At 66.6% G+C, this 18,380-nt stretch carries 13 protein-coding genes and 5 tRNA genes; 3 read left to right on the forward strand and 15 right to left on the reverse strand.

Annotated elements, in window-relative coordinates; genetic code table 11:
- Nucleotides 1-105 precede the first annotated feature (105 nt).
- From murA to CVA01_RS05395, 4 genes are all read right to left on the reverse strand, one after another.
- Nucleotides 106-1,368, reverse strand: coding sequence for a UDP-N-acetylglucosamine 1-carboxyvinyltransferase (gene murA, locus CVA01_RS05380; protein WP_141329227.1), 1,263 nt, complete (start codon nt 1,366-1,368; stop codon nt 106-108).
- Nucleotides 1,369-1,395: 27 nt separating this feature from the next.
- Nucleotides 1,396-2,241, reverse strand: coding sequence for an acetate metabolism transcriptional regulator RamA (ramA, locus tag CVA01_RS05385; protein ID WP_141329229.1), 846 nt, complete (start codon nt 2,239-2,241; stop codon nt 1,396-1,398).
- A 214-nt stretch (nt 2,242-2,455) separates the two neighbouring features.
- The gene (locus CVA01_RS05390; protein WP_014009135.1) at nt 2,456-2,932 is read right to left on the reverse strand and encodes a DUF2505 family protein; all 477 of its coding nucleotides are present in this window, start codon (nt 2,930-2,932) and stop codon (nt 2,456-2,458) included.
- A gap of 3 nt (nt 2,933-2,935) precedes the next feature.
- A complete protein-coding gene (locus tag CVA01_RS05395; protein ID WP_141329231.1) occupies nt 2,936-3,733 on the reverse strand; it encodes an enoyl-CoA hydratase-related protein in 798 nt (265 codons plus the stop codon).
- A 111-nt stretch (nt 3,734-3,844) separates the two neighbouring features.
- Between CVA01_RS05395 and cysK the strand changes: the two genes are divergently transcribed.
- Both cysK and epsC read left to right on the forward strand, forming a co-directional pair.
- Nucleotides 3,845-4,780, forward strand: a complete 936-nt coding sequence (cysK, locus tag CVA01_RS05400; protein WP_141329233.1) for a cysteine synthase A — start codon at nt 3,845-3,847, stop codon at nt 4,778-4,780.
- A gap of 171 nt (nt 4,781-4,951) precedes the next feature.
- Nucleotides 4,952-5,536, forward strand: coding sequence for a serine O-acetyltransferase EpsC (gene epsC, locus CVA01_RS05405; protein ID WP_014009132.1), 585 nt, complete (start codon nt 4,952-4,954; stop codon nt 5,534-5,536).
- A 73-nt stretch (nt 5,537-5,609) separates the two neighbouring features.
- Here epsC and CVA01_RS05410 read toward each other — a convergent pair.
- From CVA01_RS05410 to scpC (CVA01_RS05460), 11 genes are all read right to left on the reverse strand, one after another.
- Nucleotides 5,610-5,682 (reverse strand) — tRNA-Phe (locus CVA01_RS05410).
- Nucleotides 5,683-5,707: 25 nt separating this feature from the next.
- A tRNA-Asp gene (locus CVA01_RS05415) sits at nt 5,708-5,781 on the reverse strand.
- A gap of 309 nt (nt 5,782-6,090) precedes the next feature.
- Nucleotides 6,091-6,164 (reverse strand) — tRNA-Asp (locus CVA01_RS05420).
- Between the two features lie 30 nt (nt 6,165-6,194).
- Nucleotides 6,195-6,267, reverse strand: a tRNA-Glu gene (locus tag CVA01_RS05425).
- A gap of 117 nt (nt 6,268-6,384) precedes the next feature.
- Complete coding sequence (locus CVA01_RS05430) at nt 6,385-7,161, reverse strand: YggS family pyridoxal phosphate-dependent enzyme (RefSeq protein ID WP_141329235.1); 777 nt, start codon at nt 7,159-7,161, stop codon at nt 6,385-6,387.
- A 5-nt stretch (nt 7,162-7,166) separates the two neighbouring features.
- Nucleotides 7,167-9,341, reverse strand: coding sequence for an aminodeoxychorismate synthase component I (gene pabB, locus CVA01_RS05435; RefSeq protein ID WP_141329237.1), 2,175 nt, complete (start codon nt 9,339-9,341; stop codon nt 7,167-7,169).
- A gap of 158 nt (nt 9,342-9,499) precedes the next feature.
- A complete protein-coding gene (gene ppsA / locus CVA01_RS05440) occupies nt 9,500-11,914 on the reverse strand; it encodes a phosphoenolpyruvate synthase (protein ID WP_141329239.1) in 2,415 nt (804 codons plus the stop codon).
- 22 nt (nt 11,915-11,936) lie between these two features.
- The gene (locus CVA01_RS05445) at nt 11,937-12,761 is read right to left on the reverse strand and encodes a pyruvate, water dikinase regulatory protein (RefSeq protein WP_141329241.1); all 825 of its coding nucleotides are present in this window, start codon (nt 12,759-12,761) and stop codon (nt 11,937-11,939) included.
- A gap of 507 nt (nt 12,762-13,268) precedes the next feature.
- A tRNA-Lys gene (locus tag CVA01_RS05450) sits at nt 13,269-13,341 on the reverse strand.
- A gap of 196 nt (nt 13,342-13,537) precedes the next feature.
- Nucleotides 13,538-15,040, reverse strand: coding sequence for a succinyl-CoA:acetate CoA-transferase ScpC (gene scpC / locus CVA01_RS05455; RefSeq protein WP_014009127.1), 1,503 nt, complete (start codon nt 15,038-15,040; stop codon nt 13,538-13,540).
- Nucleotides 15,041-15,329: 289 nt separating this feature from the next.
- Complete coding sequence (scpC, locus tag CVA01_RS05460) at nt 15,330-16,832, reverse strand: succinyl-CoA:acetate CoA-transferase ScpC (protein ID WP_141329247.1); 1,503 nt, start codon at nt 16,830-16,832, stop codon at nt 15,330-15,332.
- Between the two features lie 312 nt (nt 16,833-17,144).
- Here scpC (CVA01_RS05460) and dusB point away from each other — a divergent pair, with 312 nt between their 5' ends.
- Entirely contained in the window at nt 17,145-18,353 is a 1,209-nt protein-coding gene (gene dusB, locus CVA01_RS05465) for a tRNA dihydrouridine synthase DusB (RefSeq protein ID WP_014009125.1), read from the forward strand.
- Nucleotides 18,354-18,380: the final 27 nt, after the last annotated feature.

Raw genomic sequence — 18,380 nt, forward strand, 5'->3', positions numbered from 1 at the left:
GCTGCTCAACCAGGACCGCGTCCCGGCCGCTCGCGGCGACCCGGACCAATCTACACACCCACCGTAGAACCCACAACTTTGCAGGTCACCATGGGTTCCGGTGCGTCACTCGTCTCCGGAAACCCGTTCGACCTGCGCCCCCAGTCGGCACAGGTTCTCGACAAACCCCGGGTAACCGCGGTCGATGTGATGGACATCGTTGACCTGGGTCACTCCGTCGGCACAGAGCCCGGCGAGCACCAGGCCGGCACCGGCCCGGATATCTGAGCTCCACACCGGTGCATAGCTCAGCTGTTCACGACCGCGGATGACCACATGGTGTCCGTCGATCGTGGCGTCCGCCCCCATACGCGTCAGCTCATCGACAAACCGGAATCTGGACTCGAAGATGTTCTCGGTGATCACGCTCATGCCCTCACTCACTGTGCAGAGGGCAATGGCCAGCGGCTGAAGGTCCGTCGGGAATCCCGGGAAAGGCAGGGTCTGGTAGTCCACCGCCGTCGCCCGCCGCTCCTGAATGACCCGGAAGCCGGTCGGGTAGGTCTCCACAGTGGCGCCGGCCAGCTTGAGCTTCTCCAGGACGAGGTGCAGGTGTACCGGGTCGATTCCGCCCACGGTGATGTCCCCCCGGGTCATCGCCGCGGCATACGCCCAGGTACCGGCGACGATGCGGTCACCGACCACCCGGTGCTCCACCGGGTTCAGCTTCGGTACGCCGTTGACGGTGATGGTGTTCGAGCCCTCACCCTCGATCCGGGCGCCCATCTGCCTCAGCATGTGGCACAGGTCCACGATCTCCGGTTCCCGCGCCGCATTGTCCAGGACGGTCTCGCCCTCTGCGAGCACAGCCGCCATGAGAATGTTCTCGGTCGCTCCCACGGACGGGAAATCGAGCGAGATCTCCGCGCCGTGGAGTGCCTCGACCTCTGCGACGACACAGCCGTGCTCGATGCGGGTGACCGCGCCCATCTTCTCCAGACCTGACTGGTGCATGTCCAGTGGCCGACTGCCGATGGCGTCCCCGCCGGGAAGGGCGACCACAGCATGGTGGCACCGCGCGGTCAACGGCCCCAGGACGCAGACCGAGGCGCGGAACTGGCGCACGGAGTCGATGTCGGCGTTCCAGGAGATCTCCGCCGGCACGGTGATCGTCACGCTGCCCCCGTCGACCTGCGCCTCACAGCCGAGCCCTTCGAGAACCTTCACCATGTATCGGACATCCGAGATGTCGGGGATGTTGTGCAGTACCGTCGTCCCCTCTGCGAGAAGGGCGGCGGACATCAGCTTGAGGACACTGTTCTTCGCCCCGTCCACCATCACAGATCCGACGAGGCGAGCGCCTCCGGTCACCAGGAAATGTTCTTTCACACCCCCTACCCTAGTGGTCCGGCAGGATCAGGGCAGCGCCCCGATGCGACGTGCGGCGTTGACGGCTTCGTACCGGGTGTGGGCACCGAGCTTGCGCATCACCGACCGCAGGTAGCTCTTCACGGTCTCTGCGCCGATGCCCATCTCGTCGGCGGCCTCGACATTGGTGTGCCCCAGGGCGACGCAGGACAGCACGTCGAGCTCGCGGGCGGAGAGCTTGGTGGTCTGCTTGACCCGCACCGGGCTGACCATCTGGTCGCAGAGCACCTCGAGATCACGGCGGATCTCCTCGTCCTCGACCCGGTTGGCGAGCATCCGCAGCCGCGAATGTGTGGCACGCACCTGCTCCCACTCGGCGCCGGACATGGAACGGACCTGCTTGACGGCGGGTTCCCGCGGGCCGGCATCGGCACGACGCAGTGCGCCGTTGACCGCGAGGTCCTGCTCCAGGGTGCGGGCGGTCATGGTGACCTCTTCGAGCACCTTGTCGCCCATACGCACCGGGGAGTGCACGCCGGCGTAGAGGACGCCACGCATGTCGCGGCCCACGATGACCGGCACGGCGACGATGGAGTGCAGTCCCTCGTCGCGGATCGGACGGTCGAACTCGTGGGAGATGGACTTCGCCCGGATGTAGTCGGACACACCGACCGGCCGTCGGGTCGCCATGACCCGGCCACCGACACCCTGTCCGGCCTCGATCGAGAGATTGTTCAGGGCCGGAGCCCGCAGACCCACCCACTGGTTGATCACCATTCGACCGTCCGACTGGCACGCCCCGAACATCGTGACCGGGATACCGGTCGAGTTCTTGAGGGACGACAGTGCCGACCGGATCGCGTCCTCGTCATCGCGGTGACGCTGCTGCTCCACGGCTCGCCTTTCTCCAGCACCTGCACTTCTCCAGGTGGACTTTGCCCCCTACAACGGGGGCACTCATTGTGCGGTTCCGAGTATAGGCAGCCCCCTGGCCACCCCCAAATCGCCCCCGTGTTGTTCCGCAGAGGCCCGTTCCACCCCCGACCGGAGGGCGGGCGCAGACCCGGGAGCCTGCGTCCCCGCCCCCGTCAGCCAGCTACGGTGACTGTCACTGCTCCGCAAGCCTGAGGATGCGTTCCACGCCCTTCTCCGTGGAGGACGGTGCACCCTCGAGAACCTGCGAGGCGATCTTCGCACCGACCAGCGCGATGTGCACCTCGACAGCGACAGTGGACTCCAGCAGCGTGCCGTCCCCCTCAGGCCGGTAGACCTGGTTCGTCGCCATGGTGCCGATGTCCTTGGGCAGCGGCACCGAGGTGAAGATGCTGAAGGAGCCGTCCTCCCTCACTTCGGAGACCTCCATCCTCTGGACCATCTCCAGTTCCTTGTCACCCTCCCCCACGACGGCGGTGACGGTGGCGTCCATCGAACCGTCCTCGTGGACCTCGCGATGACCGTCGCGGAGGCGCATCGACGCATCATCGCCGTCCAGTCTGAGCAGGAATTCCTCCGAGACCGTGATCTCACGGACCCGCTCGATCGGCAGCGGGATCTCGCGGACGACTGTGGTTGCCTTGGTAGCCACGGGCTAGCGGTGCTTCCACTCGGGATCGCGCTTCTCGACGAAGGCCGCCATCCCCTCTTTCTGGTCCTCGGTGGCGAACAGTCCCCAGAACGCCTCGCGCTCCTGGCGCATCCCTTCGGTCAGGGGGGTGTTGAGCGCAGCGTCCACCGTCTCGGTCGCGGCGGCCAGTGCCACGCGGGAGAAGGACGCCACCTTCCGCGCGACGGCGTCCACCGCGTCGGTGAAGCCCTCGACCGGCAGGATGCGCGAGACCAGGCCGGCCCGCTCTGCTTCCTCGGCGCCCATCATGCGTCCGGTGAGGATGAGGTCCATGGCCTTGTACTTGCCGACGGCGCGGGTGAGGCGCTGGGTACCACCCATACCGGGGATGACGCCGAGGGTGATCTCGGGCTGACCGAATTTCGCTTTCTCACTGGCGAGGATGATGTCGCCCATCATGGCGAGTTCACAGCCGCCCCCGAGAGCAAATCCCTGGACCGCGGTAATGACGGGGGTCTGGACGTTCGCGACCCGTTCCCACTGCGCGTAGAAGCGCTTGAGCTTGATGTCCGGCCAGGTCTGGTCCTTCATCTGGGTGATGTCGGCACCGGCAGCGAAGGCCTTCTCGCTGCCGGTGATGACGACGGCTCCGACGGACTGGTCGGCGTCGAAGATCTCCAGGGCGCCGACGACCTCCTCCATGACGGTCTGGTTGAGTGCGTTGAGCGCCTTCGGCCGGTTCAGCGTGATCGTGGCGACGCCGTCGGCGACGGAGGTGAGGATCGTCTCGTACGTGGGTTGTGAGTCTGTCATGGTGGCCATTGTGCCACGGTCGTCGACACCCCGGGTCGGACTGATGTAGACTTGCCACGAAATGGACAGACCGATCGGTCTAGCCACTCCAACTCCCCGGAAGGACGGCCTGCAGCAGCCATGGCAAAGATCTACGAGAACATCACCGACCTCATCGGCAACACCCCTCTGGTGAAGCTGAACAAGCTGACCGAGGGCCTGCCCGGCACCGTGGTCGTCAAGCTCGAGTCCGCCAACCCCGGCAACTCCGTCAAGGACCGCATCGGTGCGGCCATCATCGACGCCGCTGTCGAGGACGGCACCCTCAAGCCCGGCGGCACCATCGTCGAGGCCACCTCCGGTAACACCGGTATCGCCCTGGCCACTGTCGGTGCCGCCCGTGGCTACAAGGTCATCCTGACCATGCCGGAGTCCATGTCCCTCGAGCGTCGTATCATGCTTCGCGCCCTCGGCGCCGAGCTCGTGCTCACCCCGCCGCCCGCTGGCATGCAGGGTGCCGTCGACAAGGCCAACGAGATCGTCGAGAACACCGAGAACGCCGTCCTCGCCCGCCAGTTCGCCAACCCGGCCAACCCGAAGGCCCACTACGCCACCACCGGTCCGGAGGTCTGGGCCGACACCGACGGCAAGGTCGACGTCTTCATCGCCGGCATCGGCACCGGCGGCACCGTCTCCGGTACCGGCAAGTACCTCAAGGAGCAGAACCCGGACGTCAAGATCGTCGGCGTCGAGCCCAAGGACTCCCCGCTGCTGACCGAGGGCAAGTTCGGCCCGCACAAGATCCAGGGCATCGGCACCAACTTCTTCCCGGACAACCTGGACAAGGACATCATCGACGAGGTGTATGACGCCACCATCGAGGATTCCGTGAAGTACGCCCGCGAGCTCGCCGCCAAGGAGGGCATCCTGGTCGGCATCTCCACCGGCGCCAACATCTGGGCCGCCGTCGAGGAGGCCAAGAAGCCGGAGAACGAGGGCAAGCTCATCGTCGCCGTCGTCGCCGATTTCGGTGAGCGCTACGTCTCCACCCTCCTGTTCGACGACCTGCGCGACTAGTCGACAGGCCCGTCCCCCCGGGGACACATGCCGTACAACGGCCCCGCACAACCCCTCCTGCACGGAGTGGCGGTGCGGGGCCGTCGTCGTGACGCGGACGGTACGGTGTGACAGAGACAAATCAGACAACTGCAGAGACAATACAGGACAACACAAGGAGGCGACTCGACGGTGAGTCTGCTCAGCACCCTCAAGGAGGATCTGGCGAACGCCAGGACCCACGATCCCGCAGCGCGCGGTGACCTGGAGAACGCCCTGGTCTACTCGGGCCTCCACGCCATCTGGAGCCACCGTCTGGCGCACAGGCTGTGGGTCCGCGGCGCCAAGGGCCCGGCCCGCATCCTCAGCCAGTTCACCCGGTTCCTCACCGGCGTGGAGATCCACCCCGGCGCCACCATCGGACGCCGCTTCTTCATCGACCACGGAATGGGCGTGGTGATCGGTGAGACGGCCGAGATCGGCGATGACGTCATGTTGTACCACGGCGTCACTCTCGGCGGCTCAGAGCTCGTCCAGCGCAAGCGTCACCCCACCATCGGTGACGGTGTGATGGTCGGTGCGGGCGCGAAGGTCCTGGGACCGATCACCATCGGCGCCGGCTCCGCGATCGGCGGCAACGCCGTGGTGACCAAGGACGCCCCGCCGGACTCGATCCTCGTCGGTATCCCGGCGAAGATCCGCCCCCGTAAGGCCGACGAGCACACTCCCCTTGTGGAGCCGGCGTCCTACGTGGACGACCTCCAGAACAACATCTGAGGACGCAGCATCCGGGTACTGTCCCCGGACACACAAAATCCCCCGCGGAATATTCCGCGGGGGATTTTCAGTGTGCCCAGACCAGGGATCGAACCAGGGACCTTACACTTTTCAGGCGTACGCTCTACCAACTGAGCTATCTGGGCAGAAAAGGGGCGAACCCCTCTTCAGCGACCCTGACGAGACTTGAACTCGCGACCTCCGCCGTGACAGGGCGGCGCGCTAACCAACTGCGCCACAGGGCCGTGCTGTGGATCGCCTCGCGGCGTGTCCCTTGCACGAGCCGATACTCTACACAGGCCCCGATGAACCGGCAAACCAGCATGTAGGACGCCATTTTACGGGCTCCGTCCGGAGCGTATCCCAGACACCCCCCCGGCGCGTCCGGCATGTATCTCCGTCCGTGCACGATCATCACGGATCGGGGCAGTCGGCACAACGCCGGGCCCGGAAGCGTGATGACCGCGTACACGCGCCACCCGTACCCATCCCGGAGTCCACGCACACGACAAACGGCGGGCCCCCACCGTAGTGGGGACCCGCCGTCCATGTTGCGACCCTGACGAGACTTGAACTCGCGACCTCCGCCGTGACAGGGCGGCGCGCTAACCAACTGCGCCACAGGGCCATACAAAAAGTGGAAACCGTGTTTCCACAGTACTCCCAACGGGATTCGAACCCGTGTTGCCGCCGTGAAAGGGCGGAGTCCTAGGCCACTAGACGATGGGAGCTCTACCTCTACCGAAGACAACCCGGTCACCGGGCCACTCAGGTCGGCAGCTCGTTCAGAATAGACCACCACCCGGACATACACAAAAATATGCCCTGACCAGGCTGGTCATCCCCGACTACGTGTAGTCGCGGGCGCCGAACAGTGCCGTGCCGACCCGGACACAGGTCGCACCTTCAGCGATCGCCAGCGGGAAGTCCCCGGACATCCCCATCGACAGCTCGGTGAGCAGCACCGGGTCCACCACGGCCCGCTCACGCGCCCGTTCCAGGATCCCGCGCAGCTGCGCGAAACAGGCCCGCACCTCCGCCTCGTCCTCACTGTGCACGGCCACGGTCATGAACCCCCGGACCCGGAGCCGGTCGCACCGGGCAGCCGCCTCGAGGATCGCGTCGACCTCCTCGGGGGACGCCCCGGTTTTCGTGTCCTCCCCCGAGGTGTTCACCTGCACCAGCACATCCAGCGTCCGTGCCGGGCCGTCCGCAGGGCCGTCCGCCGTCTCATCGAGCGCCTCCAGCCGACGCTGCAGTGCCTCTGCCAGCCGCACCGAGTCCAGCGCCTGGAATTCCGCGGCGTGCTCGGCGACGATCTTCGCCTTGTTGGTCTGCAGGTGCCCGATTGCGACCCACCTCACCGGCACGTCCGCCATCTCGACGGCCTTGCGTCCGATCTCCTGGGGTTTGTTCTCCGCCAGTTCGGTCATTCCGGCATCCACCGCCGGGCGCAGCCGTTCCACCGGCACGGTCTTGCTCACCGGCAGCAGACGGACCTCGGCGGGATCGCGGCCGGCCGCACGGGCAGCCTCGTCGACGCGGGCACGCACGGCGTCCCACCGGGCACGGAAATCCGCGGCGGTTTCGGTGCAGGGCTCAGGGGAAAGATCAGACTCAGTCACGCTGTTCAGCGTAGTCGCCGCACCGGCCGGGCCTTGATCACCGTCTCGTCGTACTCGGCGTCCGGATCTGACTGGGCGACCACCGCCCCGCCGACGCCGTAGCTCAACCGCCGCTGCCCCTCCGTTCCGACGGCGACGAGGGTGCGGATGACCACCGACAGATCGACCGCACCGTCGAGCGAGAAATAGCCGACCGCGCCGCTGTACACACCTCGCGGGGCGTCCTCCAGCTCCTCGAGGATGCGCATCGTGCGTTCCTTCGGGGCGCCGGTCATCGATCCCGGCGGGAAGGACGCCCGGACGGCGTCCACCCCGGTGTGTCCCTCCCCCAGTCGCGCGGTGACGGTACTGACCAGCTGGTGGACCGTGGCGTAGCTCTCGATGCTGAACAGCTCGGGGACCTGGACGGTTCCCGGCGCGGCGACGCGGCCGAGATCGTGGCGCACCAGATCGACGATCATGAGATTCTCCGCCCGGTCCTTCTCACTGCGCTGCAGCTCTGCACGGATACGCAGGTCCTCCTCCTCGGTGTCGCCGACAGGACGGGTCCCCTTGATCGGCGAGGAGGTGACGAGCCCGTCGACGGAGACCCGCAGGAACCGCTCCGGAGAAGTCGACATCACCGTCACGCCGGGCAGCCGCAGGAAGGACGCGAAGGGCGCGGGATTGTCGCGCCGCAGCGCCGTGTAGATGTCGAGATCGTCGGTTGGCGTCGCCACGTCGAGGGTGGTGGTCAGACAGGCCTCGTAGGTCTCCCCGGCGCGGATGAGGTCCTGGATCTTCCGGACGCTGGCGGTGTAGTCCGCGCGCCCGTGCATGGTGACGGACGCCGCGACCGGTGCGGGCCCGCCCTGTGCCTCCCCCTGCGTGTCCCTCGTCGCATCCTCTGCCCTGGTGACCAGCTTCCGAACCACAGCTGCGGTCTGTTCGACCCAGGCGGTCTCGTCGGCGGTGGCCCAGGGGCCGGCGTCCTTCGCCAGCGGCCGGTCGAGAGTCAGCAGATGCGCCTCTGCCTGCTCATGGTCGATGACGACCGCCCGGTCGAGGAAGACGAAGGCAGCGTCCGGTTGGTCGGCCTCCGCCGCCGGGTGGCGGTTGGGCCCACCCTCGCCGGAGCAGCACTGCGCCTTGACCCCGTACCCGAGGTAGCCGACCCAGCCGAGGCGGAAGGCGGAGGGTGGCTCACCGGCGAGGTCGTCGTCGAGTCCGCCGCCACGGATGTTCCAGCGCTCGAGGTCGGACTGCAGCCAGTCGAGGATGTCGGCCCGTTCGGTCAGGTCTGTGCGGGCGGCGTGGACAGCGTCAGCGTCCTGTCCTCCGCCGCCCCGGGTGACGGTGACGGTTCCGGCGTCCACGTCGGCGACGACGGTCCGGGCCGATGGGCCGGCGTGGTTGCCGGTGGCTGCACCCATGACGGAGAACCTCGCCCGCGGATCGGAGTCGGCGTTGCCGTCGAGCCAGACCGCGGAGCCGGTGGCGCCCCCGTAGAGGGTGCGGAAGAGGTCGTGGGACAGTCGGCGGGTACCCGCCGCGTTCATCCCGGTGAGTGGGACGACCTTGTCGCGGACAGTGCGGATGCGGCCGTGAGCGCGGGTGAGGTCGGCGAAGTTGGCGAGCAGTTCCGGGCCGTGCCCGGTCTTCACCGACTCCGGGTGGAACTGCACTCCCCACAGCAGCTTGCCGGGGACGCTGAGCCCCATGACCGTGCCGTCGTCGCTGCGGGCGTCCACTGTGACACCGTCGGGGAGGTCGGTGACGGCCAGGGAGTGGTACCGCACCGCCTCGAGCGGTGAGGGGACGCCACGGAAGATGTCACGGCCGTCATGACTGACCTGGGAGGACCTGCCGTGGACCGGTTCAGCTGCCGGCCCGACGGTCCCGCCGTAGAGGTGGGCGATGAGCTGGTGGCCGAGGCAGATACCGAGGACCGGGATGCGTCGCTCGACGGCAGCGGTGATGACGGCCGGGCAGATACCGACGTCGACCGGGTTCAGCGGGGTGCCGGGCCCCGGGGAGATGACGATGTTGTCGATCCGTTCGAGCAGTGCGGCGCCGTCGGTATCCCACCGGTCCCAGTCGTTCGGCACGACGACGGGTTCTTCACCGTTGACCCGGATGAGGTCGTGGACGAGGTTGAAGGTGAAGGAGTCGTGGTTGTCGACGAGCAGCGTCCTGATCATGCCGCCGAGAATACCGCCGCCATCCGCTGTGCTCCGCCGACAGAGTCGACCTCATGGGCACACGTGATCCAGGTAATAGATTCCGGCGGACGCCCCGGGGTGCGGTGGCCGTGGCCGCGCTGCTGCGGGTCCCGGCCGGCTGCCCTGAGACTCCCCGCCTACTCCCCCGCCAGTGACAACCAGGTCTTCACCACGGTGTCCGGGGTCAGCGACATCGACTCGATGCCCTGCTCCACCAGCCATGCGGCGAGATCCGGGTGGTCCGAGGGTCCCTGACCGCAGATACCGACGTACTTGCCGCGTGCGGTGCACGACGAGATGGCGGACGCCAGTACCTTGAGTACCGCCGGATTGCGCTCGTCGAAGTCGTGGGCGACGAGACCGGAGTCACGGTCAACGCCGAGGACCAGCTGCGTCATGTCGTTGGAGCCGATGGAGAAGCCGTCGACGCGGTCGAGGAACTCATCGGCGAGCAGGTAGTTCGACGGCACCTCGCACATCATCACGACCTGCAGGCCGTCCTCGCCCGCGCCCTCACCGCGCGTGAGTCCGTGGGACGCCATGACTTCGAGCACCTCGTCGAGCTCATCGGTGGTGCGGACGAACGGCACCATGATCTTCACGTTGTCCAGGCCCATGTCCTCGCGGACGCGGCGGAGCGCCTCGCACTCCATGGCGAAGCAGTCGCGGAACTCCTCGGAGACGTACCGGGCGGCACCACGGTAGCCGAGCATCGGGTTCTCCTCGTCCGGCTCATAACGCTCACCGGCGACGAGGTTGGCGTACTCGTTGGTCTTGAAGTCCGAGAGGCGCACGATCACCGGCTTCGGGGCGAAGGCCGCGGCGATGGTGGACACCCCCTCGACGACGCGCCGGATGAAGAACTCCTCCGGCCCGGGGTAGGCCGCGGTGATCTCGTCGACCTGTGCCTGCAGGTCGACAGGCAGGTCGTCGCGCTCCAGCAGTGCCTTCGGGTGCACCCCGATCTGCCGGTTGATGATGAACTCCATACGCGCCAGACCCACGCCGCTGTTCGGCAACGAGGAGAAGGCGAAGGCCTGGTCCGGGGTGGCGACGTTCATCATGAGCTTCACCGGGATCTCCGGCATCTCGCCGAGGTCCGTGGTCTTCTCCTCGAAGTCCAGGACACCCCGGTAGGCGCGTCCGGTATCACCCTCGGCACAGGAGACGGTGACCTCGGCACCGTCGGCGAGCACCGAGGTGGCGTCCCCGGTACCGACGATCGCGGGCACACCGAGCTCGCGGGCGATGATCGCCGCGTGACAGGTACGTCCACCGCGTTCGGTGATGATCGCCGAGGCACGCTTCATCACCGGTTCCCAGTCGGGGTCGGTGATCTCGGCGACGAGAACGTCACCGGCCTGCATCTTGTCCATGTCCTTGAGGGAACGCAGCACCCGCACGGGGCCGGCACCGATCCGCTGGCCGATGGAGCGTCCCTCGACGAGGACCTCCGCGCCGGAGGTGGCGTCCGCCGCGAACTCGAAGCGGGACAGCGACTGCCCCTCCCGGCGCGAGACAACGGTCTCCGGACGGGCCTGGAGGATGTAGAGCTGCCCGTCCTGGCCGTCGAGGCCCCACTCGATGTCCATCGGGCGACCGTAGTGGTCCTCGATGGCGACAGCGTGGCGGGCCAGTTCGCTCACCTGCTCATCGGTGATGCAGAAGCGGTTCCGGTCGTCCTCGGCGACGTCCTCCCACCGGGTGGCGGACTCGATGTCGGTGCCCTCCGCGTAGCGCATCGCGACGGCCTTGCCGCCGACGGTGCGGGAGAGGACGGCGTCCTTCCCGGTCTTCCCGTCCCGCACCGCGGGCTTGGAGACGTAGAACTCGTCCGGGTTCACCGCACCCTGGACCACAGCCTCGCCGAGTCCGTAGGACGCGGTGACGAAGACCGCGCGGTCGAAACCGGACTCAGTGTCGACGGTGAACATGACACCGGAGGCACCGATATCGGTGCGGACCATGCGCTGCACACCGGCGGAGAGCGCGACATCGTCGTGGTGGAAACCGTGGTGGACGCGGTAGGCGATCGCACGGTCGTTGTACAGCGACGCGAAGACCCACTTCACTGCCTCGAGGATGTAGTCGATACCGCCGATGTTCAGGTAGGTCTCCTGCTGGCCGGCGAAGGACGCGTCGGGCAGGTCCTCGGCGGTGGCGGAGGACCGCACCGCCCAGGTGACCTCCTCGGGGTGGGTGTCGTTGTCGACGAGGTCGGCGTAACTGTCCCGGATGTCCTGTTCGAGTGCCTCGGGGAAGGGCTGGTCGATGATCCACTGACGGATCTTCCCGCCACGCTCAGTCAGCTCGGAGACATCCTCGATGTCGAGGTCGGCGAGGGTCTCGCTGATCCTCTTGTCGAGGCCGTCGAGGCCGAGGAAGTCGCGGTAGGCGTCGGCGGTGGTGGCGAAACCACCGGGGACGCGGACGCCGGCGTCGGCGAGATTGACGACCATCTCACCGAGCGAGGCGTTCTTTCCGCCGACCTCGGGGACGTCGTCCATCCCGAGTTCGTCGAAGGGGATGACGTTCTTGGTGTTGCCGGACATGGTGTGGTCCTTTCATTCCTGCTCAGGTGTGGCGCAGGTCCATGGTGGTCAGAATGATGCTGGCCATCTCCTCCACGCTCATGGCATGGGAGTCAATGTAGGGGATGCGGTGGGTCCGGTAGAGCTGTTCTGCCTGGCGGAGTTCGGCGCGGCAGCGGGCAGGACTGGCGTAACTGCTGCCGGGTCTTCGTTCACCCCGGACCTCGCTGAGTCGTTGAGCGGTGGTGGTCAGCCCGAAAAGCCGGTCCTTGTGGTCCACCAACGCCGGCGGCAGTTCGCCGGGCCGGTCGTCCTCGGTGAGCGGATAGTTGGCCACACGCAGTCCGTGCTGCAGCGCGAGGTACATGGCGGTGGGGGTCTTACCGCAGCGGGACGGGGCCAGGAGGATGAGATCCGCCACCTCGAGGTGGCGGAGGTCGGCGGCGTCATCGTGGGCGATGGAGAACTCCACGGCGTCTATGCGGTCGTGGTAGCGCTCCATGTTGCCGACGCGGTGGTAGGCGGTGGCCCTGCCGGAGCGTTCGGTGCCGAGGATGTCCTCCAGGCGGGCGAGGTGCGTGCCGAGCAGGTCGATGACCTCGCCGGGAGCCTTGCTCAGTTCCGCGGCGACGGCGGTGTCGCGGACGGTGACGAAGATCAGCGGGGTGTGGCCGGGGACGTCCGCGCTCTCCGTGGTGATCTGGTCGACGGCGCGACGGGCGGTCTCCACGGACTCGATGAAGGGCAGGTGATGACGCTGCCAGTCGAGGTCCGGAAACTGTGCGAGCAGAGCATTTCCCAGGGTGTCCGCGGTGATACCGGTGCTGTCGGAGACGAAGTAGACAGGGCGACCTGTCGTATCCACCATGTGCGTCCTCACTGCGGTTGTGCTGTGATCGTGGGTCCGGCCCCAGGTCTGGCCCCAGGTCTGGCCGTGGCTAATTCCATCGACCGTGAAACTGCCCCCGAGGGTAGCAGCGGTCTCCGCCCGATCTCCGTGGCCGCTGTGGGATCTCAACCCCGGACGGGGTTACCTGTCCTACGGGATGGGGCGCGGGACGCGGAGTGGCGCAGGCCCCGCCCACCCACATCGCCCTCCAGTCGTCATGCAGCCTCCAGTCGTCATGCAGCACATCCCGGTCATGAGTTCCGCCCAGGCGTCATGAGAAAACCGCGATTCAACGGCTCAAGGCGTGATTTTCTCATGACACCCGGGCGTTTCCCATGACACCTGGCCCGCGGTGATGCCACACCGTCGACCCCACCACGCGTGAGGCACCGGCGTGTTGCCGACCTGTACCCGGTGCCGTCCGGGAACAGGAAGAGGGCCTGCCGGAAAGTCCCGACAGGCCCTCTGACCTGGCATTACATACAGTGGGCCCTGTGGGGCTCGAACCCACGACCTGCGGATTAAAAGTCCGTAGCTCTACCAACTGAGCTAAAGGCCCGTACCACTGTCGAGGGAGAGTGTAGCGCACAGCCCACCACGGGTGTGCGTCCGCCCCCGACGCAGTGCAGGACGCAGTACAGGACGCCGCGCAGTACACGACAACGGGACAGGCCACCAGCCGCAGTGCACCTGTCCCGTCCTGATCCCGGACGCCACGGCAGCCGCACCGTGGGCACCCGGGAAGCTGAGGCAGCCTACTTCAGCATGGAGCCGGTCTCCACGAACCGCTTCTGGAAGTCGAAGACGTGGGCCAGCTCGTGCGGGGTCTGCAGGAACTCACCCTGACCCGCACGGTCGACGTACTCCTCCAGCAGCGGCCGGTACTCCGGCGCGGCGATGGCGATCATCTTCTCCGCACGGTCACGGGGTGCCAGACCACGCAGGTCGGCGTAGCCGTGTTCGGTGATGACGACCATGACGTCGTGCTCGGTGTGGTCCGTGTGGGTCACGTAGGGCACGATCGCCGACAGTGCGCCGCCCTTGGCGACCGCCGGGCTGATGAAGGAGGAGATGTAGGCGTTACGGGTGAAGTCACCCGAACCACCGATGCCATTCATCACGCGGGAGCCGATGACGTTGGTGGAGTTGATGTTGCCGTAGATGTCCGCCTCGATCATGCCGTTGGTGGCGATGAGGCCGAGTCGACGGATGACCTCCGGGTGGTTGGAGACCTGCTGCGGACGCAGGATGATGTTCTCCCGGTAGCGCTTCGCCTCCCGGTTCATCTTCTCCGCATACTCGGGCGACAGTGAGAAGGACGTCGCGGACGCCACGGACATCTTGCCGGCGTCGATGAGGTCGAGCATGCCGTCCTGGATGACCTCGGTGTAGGCCGTGATGTTCTCGAACTTCGAGTCCAGCAGGCCCGCCATCACGGCGTTCGGGACGTTACCCACACCGGACTGCATGATGTAGCGGTCGTAGGAGAGACGACCTGCCCGGACCTCGCCCTCGAGGAAATCGAGGAAGTAACCGGCGATCTTCTTGGAGGTCTCGTCGGCGGGCTTGAAGGGGGCGTTGCGGTCCGGGGAGTCCGTCTCGACGACAGCGACGACCTTGCTGACGTCGATGTCGATATACGGGCTGCCGATCCGGTCGCCGACCTCGGTGATCGGGATGGGCTGGCGGTGGCCCGGGAGCGGGATGCGGTAGATGTCATGCATCCCCTCGAGTTCCTCCGACTGCCAGGAGTTCACTCCGAGGATGATCTTGTCTGCCGCGTCAAGGTACTCGACGTTGTTGCCCACCGAGGAGGAGGGGACGATCCGTCCGTCCTCGAGGATCTTGGTGACCTCGACGATGGCGACATCCATCTTCCCGAAGAAGCCCTCCTGGACCATCATGCCCAGGTGGGAGAGGTGGATGTCCGCGTACTTCATCTGACCGGAGTTGATCTTGTCGCGCATGATCGGGTCGGACTGGTACGGGGCACGGAACTTCACCGCGTCCGCCTCGGCGAGCTCACCGTCGAGCTCGGCGGAGGTGGAGGCTCCGGTGAGCAGGGAGATGGAGAAGCTGTCGCCGCGGTCGTGGAACTCCTTGGCCCGCTTGGCGATCGCGGTCGGCAGCACCTTGGGGTAGCCGGCGCCGGTGAACCCGGACATTCCGACGAGGTCTCCGTCATTGACGAAGGTGGCGGCCTCGTCAGCGGTCATGACCTTTGCGCGCAGTCCTGGGTGGGCGATCCTGTCTGACATTGTGTGATCTCTCCTAGGTGTTTTCGGTGGTCACCGTACATAGTGATGAGACTCACGATATGCTCATCAACGTGATGCCCATTATATGGATCCGGAAACATAGTTTCCGAATCTGCTCCATTCGGGGGTAGCGGAGGTCCTGCACCCCCCTCAACAAATTCCCGACCCACCATCTCAACGTCCCCTCGACATCCCCGAACATACAGAAGACCCGCCGGACGCGGTGCGCGTCGGCGGGTCTGCGGCCCGGTACCGACCGGCGGCGGAGCGCCGGAGGTCGTAGGAGGGGCTACTTCTTCATGGAACCGGTCTCCAGGAAACGGGTGTGGAACTCGAAGGCACGGGTCAGGTCGTGCGGGGTGTGCTGCGCCTTGGACTTGGAGGCGAACTCCACGTACTCCTCCAGCAGCGGGCGGTACTCCGGGGCGGCGATGTCGATCATCTTCCTGACCCGGTCACGCGGGCACAGACCACGCAGGTCAGCGTAACCCCGCTCGGTGACGATGAGCTTGACGTCGTGCTCGGCGTGGTCGATGTGGGACGCGAAGGGCACGATGGCGGAGATGTCGCCGTCCTTGGCCACGGACGGGGTAACGAAGGAGGAGATGTAGGCGTTGCGGGTGAAGTCACCCGAGCCGCCGATACCGTTCATCATCTTCGAGCCGGCGACGTTGGTGGAGTTCACGTTGCCGTAGATGTCGGCCTCGATCATGCCGTTGATGCCGATCGGAGCGAGTCGACGGATGACCTCCGGATGGTTGGAGACCTGCTGGGGACGCAGCACGATGTGGTTGCGGTAGCGGTCGGCCTCCTGGTTCATCCGGTGGGCGGCGTCCGGGGAGAGACAGAAGGAGGTCGCGGAGGCGAAGGACATCTTGCCGGAGTCGATGAGGTCCAGCATGCCGTCCTGGATGACCTCGGTGTAGGCGGTGATGTTCTCGAACCTGGAGTCCTCCAGGCCGGCGAGGACGGCGTTCGGCACGTTGCCGACACCGTTCTGCAGGATCAGGCGGTCGTAGGCCAGGCGACCGGCGTGGACCTCACCGTCGAGGAAGTCGAGGAGGTGGCCGGCGATGGCCTTGGAGGTCTCGTCGACCGGACGGAAGGGGGCGTTGCGGTCCGGGCCGTCGGTGTGGACGATCGCGACGATCTTCTCCGGGTCGACGTCGATCGAGGTGCCGCCGATACGGTCACCGGGGTTGCAGATCGGCAGCGGGACGCGGGAGCCCGGCATCGGCATGCGGTAGATGTCGTGCATACCCTCGAGCTCGAGGTCCTGCCACTCGTTGATCTCGATGATGATGCGGTCGGCGGCGTCCATGTACTCGACGTTGTTGCCGACGGCGGAGGACGGGACGATGGAGCCGTCCTCGCGGATGGCGACAGCCTCGATGATGGCGACGTCCATGTGGCCGAAGAAGCCCTCCTGGACGTACATGCCGAGCTCAGAGAGGTGGATGTCGGTGTACTTGACCTTGCCCTCGTTGATCTTGGCCCGCATCTTCGGGTCGGTGTTGAACGGGGAGCGGAAGCTCACGGCGTCGGCCTCGGCGAGAACGCCGTCGTTCTCCGGGGCGGTGGAGGCGCCGGTGAGGATCTTCACGGCCCACTCGTCGCCACGTGCGTGCGCCTCGTTCGCCTTGGCGGCGATGGCGGCAGGCATGCCCTTGGGGTAGCCGGCACCGGTGAAACCGGAGGTCCCGATCATGTCACCGTTGTTGATGAACTGCACCGCCTCTTCGGCGGACATGACCTTGGACTTCAGGGACTGGTTCCTGATGCGCTCTGACACTGGCTCTCCTTGTATATATCTCTGCCTGATCGTTGTTTTCTGATCAAACGCGTACTCAGCCGCCCAAGTATGGCAGACAGGTCGCGATACCGCATCGTCGTCGATCCGGCAGGAGTTTCCGCCGATGGACCGCCGACTGTGACACGCTCCACCCCCACCCTAGTGAGACGTGCCAGGTCACTGATAAACAAGGCTACCCTCACCACCCCCGCCACGTACACCCGCGTTGTCCACGACCTTGAACAGGCATTCATGTCAACAGGTCTGTCCGGGGAATTGCACCGGCCACACCCACGGTGTGAGAATCGGACGGTGACTGCAGCAACTTCGGCGACCACGTCCACTCCCGCCCTGACCATCGGATCCCTCGAACTGGCGTCCCCGGTGGTCCTGGCACCCATGGCCGGAGTCACCAATGTCGCCTTCCGCACGCTGTGCCGCGAGCAGGAGGAACAGCGCACCGGGTCCGCGTCCGGCCTCTACGTCTGCGAGATGATCACGGCCCGCGCCCTCGTCGAGCGCAACCCGAAGACGCTGCACATGACGACCTTCGGCCCCGACGAATCCCCGCGCAGCCTGCAGCTGTACACGACTGACCCGGAGTACACCTACAAGGCCGCGCGGATGCTCGCCGAAGAGGACCGCGCCGACCACATCGACATGAACTTCGGCTGCCCGGTGCCCAAGGTCACCCGCCGCGGCGGCGGTTCGGCCCTGCCCTACAAGCGGAAGCTCTTCGCCGCGGTCGTCGGTGCGGCGGTCAGGGGCGTGGCGGACGCCGGGCGTGCCTCCGGTCCGGACGCGATCCCCGTCACCGTGAAGTTCCGCGTCGGTATCGACGACGAGCACCACACCCACCTGGACGCCGGCCGCATCGCCGCCGACCAGGGTGCGGCAGCCGTGACCCTGCACGGACGCACCGCCGCGCAGCGCTACTCCGGCACCGCGGACTGGGGTGAGATCGCCCGCCTCGTCGAGCACATGGACGGCACCGGCATCCCGGTCCTGGGCAACGGCGACATCTTCAAGGCCACGGACGCCGCGGCGATGATGGAGCAGACCGGCTGTGACGGCGTCGTCGTGGGACGCGGCTGCCTGGGCCGGCCCTGGCTGTTCGCCGAGCTCTCCGCCCACCTGCGCGGCGAGGAGATTCCGGCGGAGCCGACCCTCGGCGAGGTGGCGCACATCATCCTCCGCCACGCCGAGCTGCTCGCCGACCATGACGGTGAGAAGTACGCCAGCCGCGACATCCGCAAGCACATCGCCTGGTACCTGCGCGGCTTTCCGGCCGGTGGCGAGATGCGCCGTCAGCTCGGCGGCATCAACAGTCTCGCGGATCTCCGCGAGGTCCTCGATCCGATCTGGGAGTCCGACGCACTCGCCGCCGAGGCCGACAGTGCCCGCGGCCGTCAGGGCTCCCCCGGCAAGGTCTCCCTGCCGCACGACTGGCTCGAGGATCCGTGGGAGGACTGCGTCGGCGTCACCGAGGACGTGGAGGACGCCGCGAACAACGGCGGGTAGTGGGCCGACACCGGAACCGGTGGGAAA

It is taken from the genome of Corynebacterium variabile (genome assembly GCF_006539825.1).
Classification (GTDB): Bacteria; Actinomycetota; Actinomycetes; order Mycobacteriales; family Mycobacteriaceae; genus Corynebacterium; species Corynebacterium variabile.

Coding starts and splice junctions, on each gene's coding strand:
- CVA01_RS05395 (WP_141329231.1), bottom strand. CDS start 3,733: ATGGCCACCATGACAGACTCACAACCCACGTACGAGACGATCCTCACC.
- cysK (WP_141329233.1), top strand. CDS start 3,845: ATGGCAAAGATCTACGAGAACATCACCGACCTCATCGGCAACACCCCT.
- pabB (WP_141329237.1), bottom strand. CDS start 9,341: ATGATCAGGACGCTGCTCGTCGACAACCACGACTCCTTCACCTTCAAC.
- ppsA (WP_141329239.1), bottom strand. CDS start 11,914: ATGTCCGGCAACACCAAGAACGTCATCCCCTTCGACGAACTCGGGATG.
- CVA01_RS05445 (WP_141329241.1), bottom strand. CDS start 12,761: ATGGTGGATACGACAGGTCGCCCTGTCTACTTCGTCTCCGACAGCACC.
- scpC (WP_014009127.1), bottom strand. CDS start 15,040: ATGTCAGACAGGATCGCCCACCCAGGACTGCGCGCAAAGGTCATGACC.